This window comes from Mixta calida (assembly GCF_002953215.1).
GTDB classification, from domain to species: domain Bacteria; phylum Pseudomonadota; class Gammaproteobacteria; order Enterobacterales; family Enterobacteriaceae; genus Mixta; species Mixta calida.
This window is the reverse complement of record NZ_CP026378.1, coordinates 342,408-362,628: the sequence shown is the minus strand read 5'-3', so window position 1 is coordinate 362,628 and position 20,221 is coordinate 342,408. Positions and strand designations below refer to the sequence as shown.

Genomic DNA, 20,221 nt, shown 5'->3' with positions numbered 1-20,221 from the left:
CACTCTGATACGGCCTGAACCGCGATTTATTTCACTGCGGTGGAGGTGCCGTCGGCATGCCACTTGAACACGCCGAACTCAAAACCTTTCAGATCGCCTTTCTTATCCCAGCTCAGATCGCCCATGACGGTAGGAACCGGCTGGCCTTCTTTCAGGTTTTTAGCGATGTCGGCAGGTTCTTCACTCTTGCTGCGCTCCATACCGGCGGCCAGCGACTGCAGCGCGGCATAGGTTGTCCAGACGAACGGCCCGGTGGCGTCCAGTTTTTTCGCTTTGATCGCGTCGACGATCGGCTGGTTCGCCGGCACCTGGTCATAGCGTTTCGGCAGGGTGACCAGCATGCCTTCGGAAGCGGCGCCGGCGATATTGGAGAGCGAGGCGTTGCCCACCCCTTCCGGTCCCATAAACTGGGTTTTCAGCCCGGCCGCGCGCGCCTGACGCACGATCTGGCCCATTTCGGGGTAGTAGCCGCCAAAGTAAACGAAGTCGATGTTCTCTTTCTTCAGACGCGCCACCAGGGTGGAGAAATCTTTATCGCCTGCGGTAATGCCTTCAAACATGGCGATCGGCGCGTTCGCTTTCTTCAGGCTCTCCTGCACTGAGCGCGCCAGGCCTTCGCCATACTGCTGTTTGTCATGCACAACCGCGATGCGCTGCGGTTTGATAGTGTCGAGAATATATTTCGCCGCGGTCGGACCCTGATCGGAATCCAGGCCGGTGGTGCGCATAATCAGCTGGTAGCCGCGCGAGGTCAGGTCGGGCGCGGTAGCGGCCGGGGTGATCATCAGGATGCCTTCATCTTCGTAGATATCGGAAGCGGGCTGCGTGGAAGAGGAGCAAAGGTGACCAATAACGTAGCGAATGCCTTCGTTGACCACTTTGTTCGCCACCGCCACCGCCTGTTTAGGATCGCAGGCATCGTCATATTTCACCGCCACCAGCTTATTGCCGTTCACCCCGCCTTTGGCGTTGATATCGGCAATCGCTTGCGTAGCGCCGGTAAACTGCATATCGCCATATTGCGCTACCGGCCCGGACATCGCGCCGACAATCGCCACCTTAATATCTTCCGCCAGCGCAGCATGACTCATCGCCAGCGCCACACATCCAGCCAGTATTACGCGACCTTTACTGATATTCATCCGAACTTCCCCATCTGTTGTGTCTGTTGTGATTTGCTTTGTGATTATGTTCGGCGGGTTATTGAACAAAACTTGTTTAATGTGAACGAGTTAGGAATATTTCCGCGCCGATTTTATAAATAACGCTTTATTTTTCAGTCCATTAAACAGGAGTTTTATTCTGTAAATCAACTGAGATAATCAAAAACTACCGGTTATCACAGGAGAATCATCTGGCAGTTACGGTGGCTATTTAGCCACTTATCCAGCGCGTTATGCTGGCAACAGGCGCAGTAATAAGTGTTTACTCGGAACAGCCGGGCAGCAAAAAACAGATTGCTTTGTTTTCGTACAGAAAAGGTTACACGTTCCTTTTCGTACATTTTCGCTACAATATGCCTTTTATCAGGGCGCAGATTATTCCATGAAACTGACTATCATCAGGCTGCAACAACTCAGCGATCAGGATTGTATCGATATTGAAAAAATCTGGCCGGGCACCGACTGCCGCGCGCTGGAAAACAGGCTGAACGAGAACCACAGGCTCTACGCAGCGCGCTTTAACGATCGTCTGCTGGGAGCGGTAATTCTGGAGATCCGCGGCACGCAGGGGACGCTGTCGCAGCTGGAGGTGAGAGAAGTAACGCGACGTCGCGGCGTGGGGCGTTATTTAGTAGAGGACGTAATGGCGCAGAATCCGTCGCTGTCGCACTGGTGGATTGCGGATGACGGCAAAGGCGATCAGCCGGTTATCGCCGCCTTTATGCAGTCCTGCGGCTTTCGTACCCAGGCGGACGGCTGGGTATTGAACCGGGAATAACGGTTTCTGACAGGGCGCGCCGGATGATATCGCCGCGCGCCGAAGAAGACGCGGCGCGCAAACAAAAAGGGCGGCTTTTCAGCCGCCCCGTTTCGCGTTAGCGCGTTATGCTTCGATCGCCATACGCAATTTTTTCATCGCGTTTTTCTCTAGCTGACGTACACGCTCGGCGGAGACGCCATATTTATCGGCCAGCTCCTGTAACGTAGTTTTATTGTCGTCGTCCAGCCAGCGGGCGCGAATAATATGTTGGCTGCGTTCATCCAGGCCCTGCAGCGCATCGCTCAGCTTATCGGCCGCATGGTTTTCCCAGTTGTCCTCTTCGATGCCGTCAGCAAAGTCAGAGGTTTTATCCTGCAGATAAAGCACCGGCGCCATGCTTTTCCCTTCGCTGGATTCATCGTCCGAGGTCAGGTCAAAAGTCATATCCTGCGCCGCCATGCGCGATTCCATTTCGCGGACGTCTTTGCTGCTCACGCCAAGCTCACGCGCCACCATCTCCACTTCATCCTGGTTAAACCAGCCCAGACGCTGCTTGGTTTTACGCAGGTTAAAAAACAGTTTGCGCTGCGCTTTTGTGGTGGCCACTTTCACGATGCGCCAGTTACGCAGCACATACTCGTGAATTTCCGCCTTAATCCAGTGAACAGCGAACGACACCAGACGAACCCCGACTTCAGGGTTGAAGCGGCGCACCGCTTTCATCAGGCCGATGTTGCCTTCCTGAATCAGATCCGCCTGCGGCAGGCCGTAGCCCGCGTAGTTACGAGCGATATGAACAACAAAGCGGAGGTGGGACAGGATCAGCGTTTTAGCCGCATCCAGATCGCCCTGGTAATGCAGCCGTTCAGCCAGCGCTTTTTCCTCTTCTGCCGTTAGCATCGGCCAGGTATTGGCAGCCCGAATATAAGATTCCAGGTTACCAAGAGGAGCAATAGCTAAAGTGTGCATTTCTTTGGTCATTCAAACCCTCACATATTTAATCGACATTGCCGCACGATTTCCTTTTGCGCGATTCACCAGGGTACAGGAATCGACAACGAAATCCCAAAGCAATCTGTGCTACTTCTTAGAGAGCGAAGTTATCCACAAGTTCAATTTACATCGTGAATATTTTATACACAAGATAAGGACGTCAGATTCTGGCGGACAGGAGGAAAATAAGATATTTCCTCTGCCGCACAGGCGTCATGCAGCAGAGGAAGATTATACCAAAAAAACGTTACTGTGGCGTAAAACGACGTAAATGTTGTACCGTCGCCAGCCAGGCCGCAATCCAGCCAATTATCGACGACAGCAGCAGCAGCAGCAGGCTCTCATCCCAGGAGAGACCGCTGATGCGGAAGGTAGTGCCGAAGACGCTGGCGACCTGCGCCACCACCGCTTCCAGACGGAATACCAGCACTTCCGACAGGATCAGCGACAGCACCGCGCCGCTCAGCCCCAGCAACGCGCCGCCGTAGAGGAAAGGCCGCAGAATAAAGCCGTCGGTGGCGCCAATCAGCTTCTGTACGTTAATGGTGTCGCGGCGGGCAAAGATACTGAGGCGCACGCTGTTGCCGATCACCAGGAACACCGCGATCACCATCAGAATGCCGATCATCGTGGCAATCTGCCCGACCAGCCCGGTCAACGCCGCCAGACGCGCGAACCAACTATCGTCCATGCGCACCTCGTCGACGCCGTCGACGTGCTGGACGCGGTCGCGCAGCGTTTGCAGCGTCTTCTCATTCTGGAAGTTCAGATCAGGCGTAATGATCGCTACCGCCGGCAATGGATTCTGCTCCAGCATATCCAGCGCGCCGCCAAAACCGGACCAGTTGCGAAACTCGCCCAGCGCCTCATCCCGCGACAGGTAATTAACCTTTGCCACGCCAGGCTCTTTTTTCAGCGTCGCCACCACGTTTTCCGCCGCGGTGTCGTCCAGCGTTTTCGACAGATAAAGCGTCAGCTGCGGCGCCGGATACCACTGCTCCGCCGCCTGGCTGACGTTTTTCCAGACCATATAGCAGACGCTCGGCAGCGTCAGTGAAATGGCGATCACCATCACCGTCAGCAGCGTCGCCAGCGGCTGACGCCACATATCCGACAGCGTGCCGCGCCAGGCGTACCGCCATTGCTCCTGCCAGCCGCCCTTCAGCGCTTTGCTTTTTGGCTGCTGCGGCCTGGCCTTCGGCGCGGGCGCGCGTTTGATGCGTTTATTAGCCATATTAGCCTCCGTGCAATCTGCCGTGACTGAGCGTCATTACCCGATAATCGCGGCGGGCGATCAGTCCCATATCGTGCGTCGCCATCAGAACGGTGACGCCCACGCGGTTGAACTCTTCAAACAGACGCAGGATATCCTCCGAAAGCGCTTCATCCAGGTTGCCGGTCGGTTCATCGGCCAGCAACACAGCAGGCTTGTTCACTACCGCGCGGGCAATGCCGACGCGCTGCTGCTCACCGCCCGAAAGCTGAATCGGAAAACTTTTCGCTTTGTCGAGGAGGCCGACCTTATCCAGCGCGGCGGAAACGCGGCGGCGAATATCTTCGCCGCTGGCGCCGGCGATAATCAGCGGGATCGCCACGTTGTCGTAAACCGAACGATCCATCAGCAAATGGTGATCCTGAAAGATCATGCCAATCTGACGACGCAGAAACGGCACTTCGCTATTTTTCAGACGGCTGATGTCATGCCCGCTGAACCAGATATGGCCCGCGCTGGGACGTTCAATGCCGCAAATCAGCTTCAACAGGGTGCTTTTCCCTGCGCCGGAATGACCGGTCAGAAACGCCATCTCGCCGGGTTGCAGATGAAAATCTACCCCCTGCAGCGCTTGCCGACCGCCGAGATAAGCCTTACTGACCTCTTCAAAGCGAATCATCCTGGTTAATCCTCTCGGGCAAACAGTGCCTCAATAAAATCTTCGGCCTTAAACGGCCGTAAATCATCGATGCCTTCTCCGACACCGATAAAACGAATCGGAATGCTGAACTGGTCCGCCACCGAGAAGATCACGCCGCCTTTCGCCGTGCCGTCCAGCTTGGTGAGGGTAATGCCGGTCAGGCCCACCGCCTCATGGAACAGCTTAGTCTGGCTGACCGCGTTCTGGCCGGTGCTGGCGTCGATAGTCAGCATCACCTCGTGCGGCGCGTTCTCATCGAGCTTCTTCATCACGCGAACGATCTTCTTCAACTCTTCCATCAGGTGCGCTTTATTCTGCAGGCGACCTGCAGTATCGGCGATCAGCACATCCACGCCACGCGCTTTGGCAGCCTGAATCGCGTCGAAAATCACCGAGGCGGAATCGGCGCCGGTATGCTGCGCCACCACCGGAATATGGTTGCGTTCGCCCCATACCTGCAGCTGCTCGACCGCTGCGGCGCGGAAGGTATCGCCCGCCGCCAGCATCACCGATTTGCCCTGCGCCTGATACTGGCGCGCCAGCTTACCGATGGTGGTGGTTTTGCCGACGCCATTAACGCCGACCATCAGAATAACAAACGGGGTTTTGCCGGAAACGTCCAGCGGCGCGTCGACCTTGTGCAGAATGCCAGCCATTTCCGCTTTCAGCAGGCCATAGAGCGCTTCCGCGTCGCGCAGCTGTTTGCGGTTGGCCTGCTGCGTCAGGCTACTGATGATGCGCTGCGTGGTATCGACGCCGACGTCGGCGATCAGCAGCTGTTCTTCCAGCTCCTCAAACAGTTCGTCGTCAATCTTTTTACCGCGGAACAGGCTGATAAAGCCGGAGCCGAGGTTCTGACGTGTTTTCACCAGGCTGCGCTTCAGGCGCGCGAAAAAGCCCTCTTTCGTCGGGCGCTCCTGCTCAACCGGCGTGACTATCGCTTCTTCTTCCGGCGCACTATCGGCCAGCGCCAGCGCCGTCAGTTCATCTTCGGTCAGCGGCAGCGCTTCTTCCGGCAGGATTTCATCTTCCGGCGCGCTGGTGAGCGTGACGGCCGCCGCGACTTCGGTGGCGATCGCCGCATCTTTTTCTTCGGTCACCGCAGGCGTTTCATCCTCCGGACCGGTTTCATTAAGCAGCGACGCGCTCGATGTTGCCGCTTCCGGCTGAACCTCTTCCTTAACCGGCGCGTCGTCTGTCGGTGCGGTCTCTTCCGGCAGAATCTCTTCTTCAACCGGCGCGGCGTCTGTCGGCGCGGTCTCTTCCGGCAGAATCTCTTCTTCAACCGCCGCGACGTCTGTCGGCGTGGTCTCTTCCGGCAGAATTTCTTCGTGAACCGGCGCGATCGCTACAGGCGCCGCGTCTTCCGGCTGCGTGTCATGAACCGGCGTATCTTCCGTCTGCGGTGCGCTGTGCGCCTCTTCCTGACGCGCTACCTCTTCGGTGGTCGCCACGATATCTTCGGCGATCTGTTCGGCGGTGGGCTGCTCTGCTGCGGGCGCTTCGCTCTCGGCGGTCTGCTGCGTTAACGTCTCTTTTTGTTCTTCTGACTGCGCAGGCGTTTCTTCACGACCAAAACCCAGCCAGGAAAAAAAGCCACGCTTTTTTTCTTTTGCCATTGTGTAACACCACTCCTCGATGGCTTTCACCCGGTCGTCTGTCGCGCCGGACTGAAAAAATAACCTGATAAAGAATTCATTAGTCTAACACTTTCCAGCCAGCGCAACACCAGCACCCTTTTTAACGTTTCCTCCACCGCTTTCGCCCGTTAAACTACGCAACAAATTATGACGAGTTGTGAGCAACATGAATAAAAAACCCCGCAGCGCCGCCGGACAAATCCGCATTATCGGCGGACAGTGGCGCGGACGAAAACTGCCGGTGCCCGACAGCGCCGGTCTGCGCCCCACCACCGATCGCGTACGTGAAACTCTGTTTAACTGGCTGGCGCCGGATATTCAGCAGGCCCGCTGCCTCGACTGCTTCGCCGGTAGCGGCGCGCTCGGTCTGGAAGCGCTGTCGCGCTACGCGGGATCGGCGACGCTGCTGGAGCTGGAAAAGCCGGTCGCCCAGCAATTGACGCAGAATCTGAAGACGCTGAAGGCCGACAACGCGCAGGTGATCCAGACCAATACGCTGAGCTGGCTGGCGCAGCAGGGCGAACCCTATCAGGTGGTGTTTATCGATCCGCCGTTTCGCAAAGGTCTGCTGGAACAGACGCTGCAACTGCTGGAAATCAACGGCTGGCTGGCCGATGAAGCGCTGATCTACGTTGAAAGCGAAATAGAAAATGGCGCGCCGCCGGTGCCGGTTAACTGGTTTTTACATCGGGAAAAAGTGGCGGGACAGGTCGCTTACCGCTTATACCGCCGCGAAGGCGTAAAACAGGAGCAGGATGATGTGGCTTAATCTGGGTCGGTTGTTGATGGTCTGCGTCTGGGCCTTTTTGCTGCTGAATATCGTGCAGCCTTTTCCTAAGCCGCTGACATATTTTGTTAATGTCGCGCTGATTTTTATGGTGATTATGCACGGTCTGCAGCTGGTACTGCTGCGCGCCACGCAGCCGAAAGACAGCGCGAAGCTGAGCCGTCTGACGCAGGTTAAGATCTTCTTTTTCGGCGTGTTCGAGCTACTTGCCTGGCAGAAAAAGCACTATCCGAAGCAGTAACGTTCTACGGCTTCTCAGGCGTAAAAGAGATAAAGCGGCTACCCTGCACCTTAAGCTCGCCTTTTACGCCTTTATCCATCTGATGATAATCCTTAGCCGTCACCGTCAGCCTGATGTCGCCCGCGCCGTTAAGCGGGTGAAACCAGGCCTCGTAGCGCATTTCTTCGCCCGCAATCACTTCCCGCTGACGTGAACGCCGATCCGGGGCGGGAAACTCACGTTTGGTTTTCACCTCTACCTGTAGCGATCGCACCGGCGCCGCATCGTTCGCTGCGTTTTCACGCCGCTGCTTAATAAACTGACGTGAGGCCAGTACGGCGATAATCGCCAGCACGATAATAAAAATCAGCGGGGGTTTGCTCATCTTCGTATTCTGCTTCCTGTGGCGGGTTGTCGCGTCAGGCAGACAACCGGAGCCCTCTCATTGTCACATTGCATCCCGCTAACCTAAACTGATTGCAGGATGTTGTTAATAAAACGGCGGCTGCGTCGGCGCTGCGTTTCAGGGCTGATGCCGCTGTCGCCCCTTTCAGAAAAGGACAACGTAATGATTTGGTCATTTCTTGCCGTACTTTTTTCCGGCTGGCTCTATGTAGATGCTTCCTACCGCGGCCCACAGTGGCAGCGCTGGGTGTTTAAGCCGGTTACGCTGCTGTTGCTGCTCGCCTGGGCCTGGCAAGCGCCCACGCGCAATCCCGGCGACTACCTGATTTTGCTCGGTCTGCTGGCGACGATGGCGGGCGACGCGCTGACGCTGCTTCCGCGTCAGCGTATGATGTATGCCATTGGCGCTTTTTTCCTTGCGCATCTGCTCTACACCATTAATTTCGCCAGCCATATGACCATGAGCTTCTTCTGGCCGATCCCGTTGACCATGCTGATTATCGGCATTGTCTGGATAGCGATTATCTGGTCGCGGCTGGAAGATCTGCGCTGGCCAATCTGCACTTTTATCGGCATGACGCTGGTGATGAACTGGCTGGCCGCCGAACTCTATTATTTCCGTCCTAACGACTACAGCTTCTCGCTGGTGGCCGGCGCCACGCTGCTGACGCTGGCGAATCTGGTCTGGTTTATCAGCCATTACCGCAAGCGTTTTACGGCGGATAACGCCATCGTCGCCGCCTGCTACTTCGCCGGGCACTTTATGATCGCCCGCTCGCTCTGGCTTTATTGACGCTTAAGAGAGGCCCTTGCGCACCAGATAGCGATAGGGCTTCTCATCGGTGGATTGCGCCACCAGCGTATGTTCCATAAAACGGCAAAAGCCGGGAATATCGCGCGTGGTGGCGGGATCGTCGGCGATGATCAGCAGGGTCTCGCCCTCCTCCATATGGCGCACCGCTTTGCGCACCATCATTACCGGTTCCGGGCAGCGCAGGCCCAGCGCGTCCAGGGTTTGATCGGGGTTTGCGAATGGATCACTCATTATCGTCTCGTCACTGAATTCTGTTGCGCTCTATTCTACGCCCGGCGGCCTGTTGCGCAAGCCGCCGAAAGCAGGTTAACGTTTGCGTGAAAACTAACCGTTGCAAAGCCGAAACAACGCGGTAAGATGCGCCGCGGCTGGCGATGTTGCCTGCCGCTGACAGACGGCGTTCCGTCGCCGCTCAGCTTGCGCAAGATGCGTCAGGCTAAACGCGAACAGACAGCAGAACGCTGAGTAAACACTGGGTTCCCTCACCCCAACGTAAAAAAGGTACATTATGATCTCCTTTACGCCGCGCCAGCGGAAGCATGCGCTTATCTGGCTATCCCTGTTTCATGTGCTGGTGATTACCTCCAGTAATTATCTGGTCCAGCTGCCTGTTTCCCTGTTTGGTTTCCATACCACCTGGGGCGCCTTCAGCTTTCCGTTTATCTTCCTGGCTACCGATCTGACCGTGCGGATTTTTGGCGCGCCGCTGGCCCGTCGAATTATCCTTGCGGTGATGGTGCCTGCGCTCTTTATCTCCTACGTGGTCTCTTCGCTGTTCTATAACGGCGCATGGCAGGGACTGAACGCGCTGGAGCAGGTTAACCTGTTTGTCGCCCGCATCGCCTGCGCCAGCTTTATGGCCTACGCGCTGGGCCAGATTCTGGACGTGCATGTCTTTAACCGGCTGCGTCAGTTGCCGCAGTGGTGGGCGGCGCCCGCGTCGGCGATGTTTTTAGGCAATATCAGCGACACGCTCGCCTTCTTCTTCATCGCTTTTTATAAAAGCCCGGACGCTTTTATGGCGCAGAATTGGGTAGAAATCGCGCTGGTCGATTACAGCTTCAAGGTGCTTATCTGCATGGTGTTTTTCCTGCCTGCCTACGGCGTGCTGCTCAATGCCGCGTTAAAACGCCTGGCGGCAATGTCAGGACAAACCCGCTACAATTTCGGCTAAGCGGCAATAGCGATACTTTGTCAGCGCGTCTAAGATCCTGTGACACTCGGTTGGTTGCTTTTACGCGCTGATTCAGTTTGTATGAGTACTGTATTGCCAGGCTAATCAATAAAAGGGAACCTGATGCGTCAACTTACAAAATATCTTGGAATAGGTTTACTGGTAGTAGGTCTGGCCGCCTGCGATCAGCAGTCGGATAAAGCCGCAGCGGACGATAACGGCGCCAGCGCCAGCACATCAACGCAGACGGTGTCGTTAATGGATGGCAAACTCAGCTTCAACTTGCCGGCGGGCATGTCTGATAAGAGCGGCAAGCTGGGCACGCAGGCGAACAACATGCACGTTTACGCCGATGAAAGCGGCCAGCGCGCCATTATCGTGATTGATGGCGATGCCACCAACGAAGGTCTGGACGTGCTGGCGAAGCGTCTGGAGCAGCAGCAGCGCAACCGCGATCCGCAGCTGCAGGTAGTGGCCAATAAAGCGATTACGCTCAAGGGCGAACCGGCGCAGCAGCTGGATACGGTGATCTCCGCCAATCAGCAGACAGCCTGGTCTTCTGTCGTGCTGGCGAAAGCGGACGGTAAATTGCTGACGCTGCAAATCACCCTGCCTGCCGATAATCAGCAACAGGCGCAGACGGCAGCGGAAAATGTGATTAACACCATCACGCTGAAATAAACGCCTCGCTTACGCGCATAAAAAACGCCGCCAGAGATGGCGGCGTTTTGTCGTTTAAGGCTTATAAGTTCCCGTTTTCAGCGCAAAATGCCGTCAGATGCCTGCGGTTTCGCGAATATACTTACGCGCCTTCACCGCATATTCAAAGGGGTTAGCCAGCGCCGGATCCTGCTCCGCCTCTACCACCATCCAGCCGCGATATCCCGCGTCGTCGAGAATTTTAAACACCGGTTTGAAATCAATCACGCCGTCGCCCGGCACGGTGAAAGTGCCGCGTTTTACTCCGTCCAGGAAGGAGAGTTTCTGGTTACGCACCGCGCTGACCACCTCATCGCGCACATCCTTCAGATGAATATGGTTGATGCGCGGCAGATGCTTCTCCAGCACCGACAGCATCGCCTGCTCGCTGTTCTCGGAGTAGTAAATATGGCCGGTATCATAGAGCAGATAAACGTCATCGTTGGTCAGTGCCATAAAGTGGTCAATCTCGGCAGGTGTCTGGATGCCGGTGCCCATATGGTGATGCAGACAGACCTGCATTCCCTTGTCCGCCGCAATTTTCGCCAGCTCGTTATAGCCCTCGGCGGTTAAGCGCCACTCTTCTTCCGTAAATACCGGTTTTTGCTCGAATACCGCCAGCGAGGTGCCCTGAATGCTTTTGCTCTGCTCAGAGCAGCCGATCACTTTGGCGCCCATCGTATGTAAAAAATTCATATGGTTAATGAACTCGTCGATAGTTTTCGCCTTTTCACCGTTGGCGAAAAAGGTGCTGAACCAGGCGTTGCAGATCTGAATGCCGCGGATCTCCAGCATCGGTTTCAGCACCGCCGGATCGCGCGGATATTTGCTGCCGACTTCGCTGCCGCTGAAGCCCGCCAGCGCCATTTCGCTGACGGTCTGCTGAAAGGTGTTCTCTTTCCCCAGTTCCGGCATATCGTCGTTGGTCCAGCCAATCGGCGCGATCGCCAGCTTCACGTAATCTTTATTCATGATGAATTCTCTGTTCAGTACGGCGGCGTTCGCCGCCACGCGCTCAGGCTCGCAGGAGAGCCCGCCACCTTATTTTCCCAGCAGCTCACGCTCGATCAGCTCGCGCGTTTCCACCGCCTGATACTTCATCTTTTCGGGATAGCCGAACAGCGCCGAGGCGATAATCGATTCGCCGCCCACCTTGTAGGTACGGTTGGCAAAATCCATTTCACGCAGGGTTTTAAACAGGGTGGTGAAATCGACTTCACCTTCGCCCACGCCGACATGCTGATGTACCGCGGCGTCCACGCCTGGCGGATTGACGATGTAGCGGCAGTGTTTGGTGTGGTTCATGGTATCGGCGACCAGTACGTGCGACAGGTCATCGCCCACGTACTCCAGCATGCTTTTTACGTCGCCTTTGCCTTTGTCATAGAAAAAGGTGTGCGGCACGCTGTAAACGTACTTCACGTTTTCGCTGCGGAACGACTTCACGATATCGGCGGTTTCGTTGTTCTGCTCGCAGAAATCCCACGGATGCGACTGAATTTCGATGCGGATGCCTTCGCGTTCAACGATCGGCAGCAGCTCCTCCATAGAACGGTAAAACATTTCTTCGCAGATCTCCGGCTCGTTGGGATTGCCGGACAGCTCGGTGTTGATCACCTGCACGCCCATCTCTACGGCGATCTCGATCATGCGCTTCCAGTTTTTTACCGCCGCCTGGCGCCGTAGTTCGTCCGGGCCGGACCAGCGGTACACCACAATAAACGAGGAGATCTCGACGCCGGTCGCTTTCAGCGCGTTTTTATACTCCGTCATGATCTCCCGGCTGGCTTTCGGGTGCTTATAGAAGGGGTTAATCTGCGGATGCGGCGACTGTTCAATATATTTGTAGCCCCAGTCAGCTACCTGATGAACCATCTTCGTGATGCCCAGGTCTCGGATGACATCCACATCGAAAGCGATCTTCATAACGTTCTCCCTGATTGCTCAGTGCGTAAGTGCGCGCGCTTCCCGACGCTGCGGGAAGAGGACGGGGAATTAAGCCTTATCGTAGAAGGCGGGACGCGGCGGCAGCTCGACTGGCTCGATAGCGCCGCTGTTCTGCGCCTTGAGGCAGGCGTCGGCGGCGACCGAGGCGGCATAGCCGTCCCAGGCGGACGGGCCGGTCAGCGAACCGCTGCTGACGTCGTTGATAAAAGCCTGTAGCTCCACGTCGTAAGCGTCGATAAAGCGGTCTTTCCAGTCGGTGAGGATGGAGGTGGAAAGCTGCGCGCCTTTACGCATTTGCACCGCTGAGGGCTCCGGCAGGCGGGCAATGCCCTCTTCGCCGACCACTTCGCACTGGATATCGTAGCCGTAGGCGCAGTTGACGAAGATTTCCACATCGATGCGGATGCCCTTCTGCGTTTCAAACAGCACGATCTGCGGATCTTTCAGGCGGGCGTGGCTTTTTGAGGTGACCCGTGGGAAGACTACCTGCACGGTTTTGTAGTCGTCGTTGGTCAGCCATCGCAGCACGTCGAGTTCATGGATCAGCGTGCTGGTGATCGCCATATCGGTGGTGTAGCTCTCCGGCACGGTGGGATTGCGGTGCGCGCAGTGCAGCATCAGCGGCTCGCCAATCTGTCCTTCGGCAATCACCTTTTTCAGCGCGCGATAGCCGACGTCGTAAGGGCGCATAAAGCCGACCTGCACCAGACGCTTGCCGAACTTCATCTCGGCATCCACCACGCGACGGCAGCCTTCGGCGGTCATCGCCAGCGGTTTCTCGCAGAATACCGGCTTGCCCGCGGCGATAGCGGCCAGCGTGAACTCTTCATGCGTCGGGTCCCATGAGGTGACCAGCACCGCGTCGACATCAGGCGAGTTCACCACGTCATAACCGTTGGCATAGACCTCCGCCTGCAAACCCAGCCGCGCCAGCGCCGCTTTGGCGCCTTCAAGGTTAATATCGGACACCGCCACCACGGTGGCGCCCTGCAACACTTTTGTGCAGCGACGAATATGTTCCTGGCCAATTGCGCCGGTGCCGATAACGCCAAGTTTCAGAGTCATAATGTCTCCAGAATTCAGGGTAAGCGCGAACCCGCCAGCCATGCTGGCGACGTCCGCTGTCAGGGTAGATGTTCAGAGAAAGTTTTTAATAATCAGTATCTTCTAGCTTGATCGACATGCTCTTTCAGCATTTTGGCGACGGCGTCGATGCGTTCAGATTGAGAAACCTGCGCGCCGCCGACGTGCCACCAGCTGAAATATTTATGCACCATGGTTTTGGGCAGCACTTTTACGTCAATCAGGGTAGAGACGGTCTCTTTGCGCGCCGCTTCCAGCGCCAGGCCCAGCTCCTCCAGCGTCGTGACGCGCCAGGTCTTGCAGCCGTAACCCGCGGCGATAGCGGCGAAGTCGACGGGAATAAAGCCGCCGTCCAGCTTGCCGCTTTCCGCATCGCGAAAACGGAACTCGGTAGTAAAGCTGTCCATGCCATGCTCCAGCTGCAGGTTGTTGATGCAGCCGTTAGTCATATTGTCGAACAGCACCACGTTGATTTTCGCCTTCTCCTGAATCGAGGTGACCAGTTCGGAGTGCAGCATCATAAAAGAGCCGTCACCCACCAGCGCGTAGACCTCGCGCTGCGGTTCGGCCAGCTTAACGCCGAGCGCGGCGTTGATCTCATATCCCATGCAGGAGTAGCCATATTCCACGTGATAGCCGTTGTGCGCTTTGGTGCGCCAGACGCGTTGCAGATCGCCGGGCAAGCTGCCGGCGGCGGCGACGATCACCGCATCTTCCGGCAGCTGCTCGTTAAGCGCGCCCAGCACGCTGCTTTGAGTCAGGAAGGAGCCGGTCAGACGGTTGAACTCGGCGAACAGCGCCTCACGATCGATGCTGTCGTCGATCTCCGGCACGAAGTTTTCTTCGCTGTAAGCCGCCTGGTAAACGCGCTGCGTCTCCTTCAGCAGGCGGCTCTGCGCCTGTTCGATCTGCGCGCCCCACTCGCTGCGGAAGCCCTGCGCCGTCAGACGCGCATCCAGTGCGGTCAGCGCCTCGCGCGCGTCCGCCACCAGCTGAACGCCGTCGAGCTTGTAAGCGTCGAAGTTGCTGATATTGATATTCAGGAAGCTCACATCCGGGTGCTGGAATATCCATTTCGAGGCGGTGGTGAAATCGGTATAACGCGTGCCGACGCCAATCACCAGGTCGGCCTCTTTCGCCAACAGGTTAGCCGCCAGACAGCCGGTTTCGCCGACGCCGCCGACGTTAAGCGGATGGTCGGAAACCAGCGTGCCTTTGCCCGCCTGGGTTTCCGCGAACGGGATCTGATGGCGTTCGGCGAACTGGCGCAGCGCTTCGCCCGCGCCGGAATATTTCACGCCGCCGCCGCAGACGATCAGCGGCTTGCGTTTACTCGCCAGCAGCGTCAGGGCGTCCTGCAGCTGCGCCTCGGTGGGCGGACGGCGATCGAGACGATGAACGCGCTTCTGGAAGAAATAGTCGGGGAAATCCCAGGCCTCGCCCTGCACATCCTGCGGCAGCGCCAGCGTCACCGCGCCGGTTTCCGCCGGATCGGTCAGCACGCGCATCGCATTGATGCAGGCGGTCATCAGCTGTTCCGGCCGGCTGACGCGATCCCAGTATTTACTGACGGCGCGAAACGCGTCGTTAGTGCTGATGCTTAAATCGTGGCTCTGTTCGATCTGTTGCAGCACCGGATCGGGCTGGCGAGTGGCGAACACGTCGCCGGGCAGCAGCAACAGCGGAATGCGGTTCGCCGTGGCGGTGGCGGCGGCGGTGATCATATTGGCGGCGCCCGGCCCGACCGACGAGGTGCAGGCGATGATTTCGCGGCGCAGCTTCTGTTTGGCGTAGCCGGTAGCGGCATGCGCCATGCCCTGCTCGTTGCGGCCCTGATGCACCACCAGATCGCCATTATCCTGTTCCAGCGCCTGACCCAGTCCCAGCACGTTGCCGTGGCCGAAAATCGCGAAGATACCTTTGACGAATTTGGTTTCGCTTCCGTCGACGGAGAGGTACTGATTGTCGAGGAATTTCACCAGCGCCTGCGCTGTGGTTAACCTGATCGTGCCCATTTGCCCATCCTTTACCCGTGGCGGTAGCGTGACAACAGCGCGCCGCAATTCGCAGATGTCGACGGCCTGAAACGGCGGCCATCCGACGGCTAATTAGTGAAACGTGAGGCGATTATAAACAAATAATTTTTTCATAAAATACGATTACAGAAGAAACATTTCATTTTGCGAGTGAGATCAAATTATCGGTTTTACCGCCGTGGAAAGCGGCCTTACAGCGGGAAGCAGTGAAACGGCGACGGGCGGCGATAATAAAAACAAATATTCCATTTCATTTTCAGGAAAAGAGTAATGCCCTCAAAAGACACGATAAAAGCTGAAATAGCGCTGGACCAGGCGGGGAAACGATGCGGCTGGCCAGCTGCTAAAAGGAGGAAGAGAGTTTTACCCGCTTCACAGTTTTGGGTTAATAATTTCATTCAATATTGTTTTTGGAATATTTATTCCCCATACTGCCAGCACAGTTGATCCGGTGCGATCGGATTATTGGGAGCCTTCCCGAAAGATCTCTGGAGACGCCCGACAGTGTCTGCTTATCACAGAAGGAAACAACAGGTATGAGTACAAAACAGAAGCGGCTTGATGTGATTTGTATCGGCCGTATTGCCGTCGATCTCTATGGTCAGCAAATCGGTGCGCGCCTGGAAGATACCAGCACCTTTGCCCGCTATCTCGGCGGCTCATCAGGCAATGTCGCCTACGGCGCCGCCATTCAGGGGCTAAAATCCGCTATGCTGGCGCGTGTCGGCGACGAACACAACGGCCGCTTCCTGCGTGAGGAGTTGCAGCGCGTGGGCGTCGATACGGCGTTTCTGATTACCGATAAAACCCGTCTCACTGGTCTGGTGATGTTGGGCATTAAGGATGAAGATACCTTTCCGTTGATTTTCTACCGCGATAACTGCGCCGATATGGGTCTGACGCCGCAGGATATCGACGAGGATTATATCGCCTCCGCCCGCGCGGTGGCGGTGACCGGCACCCATCTTTCCCACCCGGATACGCGCGCAGCGGTGCTGAAGGCGCTGGAGATCGCGCGCCGTCACGGCCTGCGCACGGCGCTGGATATCGACTACCGGCCGGTGCTGTGGGGACTGACCTCGCTGGGCGACGGCGAGACGCGCTTTATTGAATCGGAACGCGTCACCCAACAGCTACAGGAAGTGCTGCACTACTTTGATCTGATTGTCGGCACGGAAGAGGAATTTCATATCGCTGGCGGCAGCACCGATACGCTTAGCGCGCTGAAAGCGGTGCGTCAGTCGAGCAAAGCGACGCTGGTCTGTAAGCGCGGGCCGCTGGGCTGCGTGGTGTTTGAAGGCGACATTCCAGACAGCTGGGAACACACCACTCTGCAAAGCGGCGTGCGTGTGGAAGTGTTGAATGTGCTGGGCGCGGGCGACGCCTTTATGTCCGGCCTGCTGCGCGGCTGGCTCAATGACGAAGGCTGGCCGCAGGCGTGCCGCTACGCCAACGCCTGCGGCGCGCTGGTCGTATCGCGCCACGGCTGCGCCCCGGCGATGCCGACCAAAGCGGAGCTGGATGATTATCTCAGCCGCGATCGCGAAGTGAAACGCCCCGACCGCGACGTGCGGCTGAACCATCTGCATCGCGTCACCACCCGTAAGCAAAGCTGGCAGGAGCTGTGCGTGTTCGCTTTCGATCACCGCAAGCAGCTGGCGGATATGGCGCAGGAAGCGGGCGCCGATCCCGAACGTATTCCGCAGTTGAAGACATTGCTGCTGCAGGCGGCGGAAGCGGCGGCCACCGAAGCCGGGCTGGAAAACAGCAGCGGCATTCTGGCGGACACCACCTACGGACAACGGGCGCTGAACGCGATTACCGGCAAAGGCTGGTGGATCGGTCGTCCTGTTGAAATGCCCGGTTCGCGTCCGCTGCGCCTTGAACATGGCAACATCGGCTCTCAGCTGATCGACTGGCCGCAGGAGCACGTCGTGAAATGCCTGGTTTTTTATCATCCCCATGACGACGCCGCGCTGCGCGCCGAGCAGGACGGGCTGATTCTCGACGTCTGGCGCGGCTGTAATAAATCGGGCCATGAGCTGCTGCTGGAAGTGATCCTGCCGGAAGATAACCCGGACCACCAGGAATCTTACTATCTGGAGATCATCTCCCATTTCTACCGTCTCGGCGTTCAGCCCGACTGGTGGAAGCTGCCGCCGCTGTCGCTGCAAAGCTGGCAGGCGATCGGCGCGGTGATCGAGCAGGAAGATCCCTGGTGCCGCGGCATTCTGCTGCTGGGCCTGGATGCCCCGGAAGATAAGTTAAAGGCGGGCTTCCGCGATGCGGCGCAGGCGCCGTGGGTAAAAGGGTTCGCTGTCGGACGCACCATCTTCGGCCAGCCGTCACGCCAGTGGCTACAGGGCGAACTGAGCGACGACGCGCTGATTAACCAGGTGAAAAACAACTACCTGACGCTGATCGGCTACTGGCGTGAAGCGCGTCCCGTGCGCCAGGCCAGCTAATCTGTCGTTATCGGCCACGCCGCTGACCCGCATTACGCAGCGGCGTGCGCTTCTTTTCGCTACGAATTAACCTGCCTTTCCCTTCCCGACCGCCCTTTTGCCGTCCAGGGGAGAAGCAATTTAGCACCACTTAATGTGAGGTAATTCATGTTGCGATGAAATAAAGCCAGCTAACCGGGGATTCAAATGAAATTTTCCATTCGTCTGGTAGAATATCGCTCAGCAAAACGCCAATCATTTTTAGCAGGTCGAAGTAATGACAACTAATCCTACACAGCTTTCCTTGTTACAGGACGACATTCGTCGTCGCTACGATACGCTCAGCAAACGTCTGAAACAGGTTGCACGCTATATTCTTGATAACAGCAACAGCATCGCTTTCGATACCGTCGCCTCTATCGCCCAGCAGGCCGACGTTCCACCCTCGACGTTAATCCGTTTCTCTAATGCCTTTGGCTTCAGCGGCTTCAATGAAATGAAGCAGGTTTTTCGCCAGCATCTGATGGAGGAGACGGTAAACTATACTGAACGCGCGCGCCTGTTCCGACAGACCGCTACCGATGAAACCGCCGCCTCGCCGGAGAACCCGGCTGAAATCCTGAACGTGTTTACTATGGTGAACTCGCAGGCGCTGCAACAGCTGGCGATGCAGACTAACCCGGAGCAGCTGAATAAAGCGGTCGACATGCTCAGCAAGGCGGAGAACATCTATGTTATTGGCCTGCGCCGCTCGTTTAGCGTCGCCACCTACCTGACCTATGCGCTGCGCCATCTTGAGCGGCGCGCGTTTCTTATCGACGGCCTGGGCGGCATGTTTACCGAACAGCTCAGCATGGTGAACCCAAAGGATGTGGTTATCGCGATCAGCTACTCGCCCTACGCGCGTGAAGGCGTGGAACTGGTAGAAATGGGCGCCAGTCGCGGCGCGCAGCAGATCGCCATTACCGACAGCCAGGTCAGCCCGCTGGCCGCTTTTAGCGATGTCTGTTTTGTAGTGCGCGAAGCGCAGGTAGACGGCTTCCGTTCGCAGGTCGCCTCCCTCTGTCTCGCCCAGACGCTGGCGGTATCGCTTGCGCTGAACAACGCCAAAGAGTGACATACAAGGCGCTGCCGCTTACCACAGGCGGCGCTAACGCTGCTGCGATAACAAACGCCCCGATCGCAGCAGCCGATAGCCGGTCGTAAAAAAGCTGCGGTTAGGTCAGCAAACAGAAGGGCGGCCTGAGCCGCCCTGTTTAATTGACCTCAATGCTGCTGTCCCAGCGCGTTACTCCGCCACCGTCAACCCTGATTCTTCTCAACAGGATAGCTGTCGCTGTTTACCCAGGCGTGATCTTTTTCCCAGGTGAATTTCCACTTACGCACCGGCCCCGCCATCACGTTCAGGTAGTAGTTGTCGTAACCAGCGATGGTCGCCACGGGATGATAGCCGCGCGGTACGGTCACCACATCGCGATTATAGGGCGCCATGCACTCATCCAGCGAACGATCGTCGGTATAGACGCGCTGCATAGCGAAGCCCTGCTCCGGCTGGAAACGGTGATAATAGGTCTCCTCCAGGTAGGTTTCATCCGGCGAATCTTCCCGATCGTGCTTATGGCTGGGATACGAGCTGGTATCGCCTTCGTTGGTGTACACCTCCACCACCAACAGGCTATCGGCTGGCTGGTTATCCGGCAGAATGTTATGCACCAGACGCTGGTTGCGCCCTTTTCCGCGACGCTCAACGCCCACATCCTGCGGCGCAATCAACCGCGCCGGCAGATGCCCGTGGCCGGGCGCGTTGCATACCGCCAGCTCCAGATCGGAATCGGCGACTACCTCGACGCGATCGTGATGCGGCACATAGACCGAATAAGGCGGCGTGCGCTCGAAAGGCGACTGTCGGCGGCCGATGCCGGGAAAATCGGCATGGCGCGTTTTCACCGACGCCAGCCCACTCACCAGCACCAGACACAGCTCCTTCTCCCCGCTATCCAGCGTCAGAGTCTGTCCTGTTTTCAGCAGGTAGACATCGAAGCCGACAAAGCGCCAGCCTGCGCTTTCCGGTGTGATGTGCTGGATACGCCCGTTAGCGTCAGGCTGCTGACGTTTAGCAAGCAAAGACATGCGCTCCTCCTTA

21 protein-coding genes are annotated in these 20,221 nt (G+C 57.1%); 8 read left to right on the top strand and 13 right to left on the bottom strand.

Features of this window, described 5'->3' with window-relative positions; translation table 11 throughout:
• Positions 1 to 26: 26 nt before the first annotated feature.
• A complete protein-coding gene (locus C2E16_RS01615; RefSeq protein ID WP_038629656.1) occupies positions 27 to 1,142 on the bottom strand; it encodes a branched-chain amino acid ABC transporter substrate-binding protein in 1,116 nt (371 codons plus the stop codon).
• Positions 1,143 to 1,545: 403 nt separating this feature from the next.
• Between C2E16_RS01615 and panM the strand changes: the two genes are divergently transcribed.
• Complete coding sequence (gene panM, locus C2E16_RS01610) at positions 1,546 to 1,941, top strand: aspartate 1-decarboxylase autocleavage activator PanM (protein WP_038629654.1); 396 nt, start codon at positions 1,546 to 1,548, stop codon at positions 1,939 to 1,941.
• Positions 1,942 to 2,046: 105 nt separating this feature from the next.
• Here panM and rpoH read toward each other — a convergent pair whose 3' ends face one another.
• From rpoH to ftsY, 4 genes are all read right to left on the bottom strand, one after another.
• Complete coding sequence (rpoH, locus tag C2E16_RS01605; RefSeq protein ID WP_038629653.1) at positions 2,047 to 2,904, bottom strand: RNA polymerase sigma factor RpoH; 858 nt, start codon at positions 2,902 to 2,904, stop codon at positions 2,047 to 2,049.
• A 259-nt stretch (positions 2,905 to 3,163) separates the two neighbouring features.
• A complete protein-coding gene (ftsX, locus tag C2E16_RS01600) occupies positions 3,164 to 4,150 on the bottom strand; it encodes a permease-like cell division protein FtsX (protein WP_038629652.1) in 987 nt (328 codons plus the stop codon).
• 1 nt (position 4,151) lies between these two features.
• Complete coding sequence (ftsE, locus tag C2E16_RS01595) at positions 4,152 to 4,808, bottom strand: cell division ATP-binding protein FtsE (RefSeq protein ID WP_038629651.1); 657 nt, start codon at positions 4,806 to 4,808, stop codon at positions 4,152 to 4,154.
• Positions 4,809 to 4,813: 5 nt separating this feature from the next.
• Entirely contained in the window at positions 4,814 to 6,448 is a 1,635-nt protein-coding gene (ftsY, locus tag C2E16_RS01590; RefSeq protein ID WP_084969867.1) for a signal recognition particle-docking protein FtsY, read from the bottom strand.
• Positions 6,449 to 6,635: 187 nt separating this feature from the next.
• Between ftsY and rsmD the strand changes: the two genes are divergently transcribed.
• Both rsmD and C2E16_RS01580 read left to right on the top strand, forming a co-directional pair.
• Positions 6,636 to 7,238, top strand: a complete 603-nt coding sequence (gene rsmD, locus C2E16_RS01585) for a 16S rRNA (guanine(966)-N(2))-methyltransferase (RefSeq protein ID WP_104951399.1) — start codon at positions 6,636 to 6,638, stop codon at positions 7,236 to 7,238.
• Positions 7,228 to 7,497, top strand: coding sequence for a DUF1145 family protein (locus tag C2E16_RS01580; protein WP_084969868.1), 270 nt, complete (start codon positions 7,228 to 7,230; stop codon positions 7,495 to 7,497). Before rsmD ends, C2E16_RS01580 begins: the two co-directional genes overlap by 11 nt.
• A 4-nt stretch (positions 7,498 to 7,501) precedes the next feature.
• On the opposite strand, the gene C2E16_RS01575 is transcribed toward C2E16_RS01580, so the two are convergent.
• On the bottom strand, positions 7,502 to 7,861 hold the full coding sequence (locus C2E16_RS01575; RefSeq protein WP_038629647.1) for a DUF2500 domain-containing protein: 360 nt from the start codon (positions 7,859 to 7,861) through the stop codon (positions 7,502 to 7,504).
• A 183-nt stretch (positions 7,862 to 8,044) separates the two neighbouring features.
• Between C2E16_RS01575 and C2E16_RS01570 the strand changes: the two genes are divergently transcribed.
• Entirely contained in the window at positions 8,045 to 8,674 is a 630-nt protein-coding gene (locus tag C2E16_RS01570) for a lysoplasmalogenase (protein ID WP_084969869.1), read from the top strand.
• Positions 8,675 to 8,677: 3 nt separating this feature from the next.
• On the opposite strand, the gene tusA is transcribed toward C2E16_RS01570, so the two are convergent.
• The gene (tusA, locus tag C2E16_RS01565; protein WP_084969870.1) at positions 8,678 to 8,926 is read right to left on the bottom strand and encodes a sulfurtransferase TusA; all 249 of its coding nucleotides are present in this window, start codon (positions 8,924 to 8,926) and stop codon (positions 8,678 to 8,680) included.
• Between the two features lie 277 nt (positions 8,927 to 9,203).
• Between tusA and C2E16_RS01555 the strand changes: the two genes are divergently transcribed.
• Both C2E16_RS01555 and C2E16_RS01550 read left to right on the top strand, forming a co-directional pair.
• The gene (locus C2E16_RS01555; protein WP_038629643.1) at positions 9,204 to 9,869 is read left to right on the top strand and encodes a 7-cyano-7-deazaguanine/7-aminomethyl-7-deazaguanine transporter; all 666 of its coding nucleotides are present in this window, start codon (positions 9,204 to 9,206) and stop codon (positions 9,867 to 9,869) included.
• A 123-nt stretch (positions 9,870 to 9,992) separates the two neighbouring features.
• Positions 9,993 to 10,550 (top strand): DcrB family lipoprotein, encoded by a 558-nt coding sequence (locus tag C2E16_RS01550; RefSeq protein ID WP_038629642.1) that lies wholly within the window; start codon positions 9,993 to 9,995, stop codon positions 10,548 to 10,550.
• A gap of 93 nt (positions 10,551 to 10,643) precedes the next feature.
• On the opposite strand, the gene iolE is transcribed toward C2E16_RS01550, so the two are convergent.
• From iolE to C2E16_RS20505, 5 genes are all read right to left on the bottom strand, one after another.
• Positions 10,644 to 11,540: a myo-inosose-2 dehydratase gene (iolE, locus tag C2E16_RS01545; RefSeq protein ID WP_084969881.1), complete on the bottom strand. Its 897-nt coding sequence runs from the start codon at positions 11,538 to 11,540 to the stop codon at positions 10,644 to 10,646.
• 69 nt (positions 11,541 to 11,609) lie between these two features.
• The gene (locus C2E16_RS01540; RefSeq protein ID WP_038629641.1) at positions 11,610 to 12,494 is read right to left on the bottom strand and encodes a sugar phosphate isomerase/epimerase family protein; all 885 of its coding nucleotides are present in this window, start codon (positions 12,492 to 12,494) and stop codon (positions 11,610 to 11,612) included.
• Positions 12,495 to 12,563: 69 nt separating this feature from the next.
• A complete protein-coding gene (locus tag C2E16_RS01535; RefSeq protein WP_038629639.1) occupies positions 12,564 to 13,580 on the bottom strand; it encodes a Gfo/Idh/MocA family protein in 1,017 nt (338 codons plus the stop codon).
• 92 nt (positions 13,581 to 13,672) lie between these two features.
• A complete protein-coding gene (iolD, locus tag C2E16_RS01530) occupies positions 13,673 to 15,613 on the bottom strand; it encodes a 3D-(3,5/4)-trihydroxycyclohexane-1,2-dione acylhydrolase (decyclizing) (RefSeq protein WP_084969872.1) in 1,941 nt (646 codons plus the stop codon).
• Between the two features lie 212 nt (positions 15,614 to 15,825).
• Positions 15,826 to 16,032 carry a hypothetical protein gene (locus C2E16_RS20505; protein WP_133052035.1) on the bottom strand — a complete coding sequence of 69 codons (207 nt, stop codon included), beginning with the start codon at positions 16,030 to 16,032 and terminating at the stop codon, positions 15,826 to 15,828.
• 138 nt (positions 16,033 to 16,170) lie between these two features.
• Between C2E16_RS20505 and C2E16_RS01525 the strand changes: the two genes are divergently transcribed.
• Complete coding sequence (locus C2E16_RS01525) at positions 16,171 to 18,099, top strand: bifunctional 5-dehydro-2-deoxygluconokinase/5-dehydro-2-deoxyphosphogluconate aldolase (RefSeq protein ID WP_084969873.1); 1,929 nt, start codon at positions 16,171 to 16,173, stop codon at positions 18,097 to 18,099.
• Positions 18,100 to 18,355: 256 nt separating this feature from the next.
• Positions 18,356 to 19,195, top strand: a complete 840-nt coding sequence (locus C2E16_RS01520) for a MurR/RpiR family transcriptional regulator (protein WP_038629634.1) — start codon at positions 18,356 to 18,358, stop codon at positions 19,193 to 19,195.
• Between the two features lie 185 nt (positions 19,196 to 19,380).
• Here the strand turns inward: C2E16_RS01520 and iolB are convergent, their stop codons facing one another.
• Positions 19,381 to 20,208 carry a 5-deoxy-glucuronate isomerase gene (gene iolB / locus C2E16_RS01515; RefSeq protein WP_038629633.1) on the bottom strand — a complete coding sequence of 276 codons (828 nt, stop codon included), beginning with the start codon at positions 20,206 to 20,208 and terminating at the stop codon, positions 19,381 to 19,383.
• Between the last annotated feature and the right edge of the window lie 13 nt (positions 20,209 to 20,221).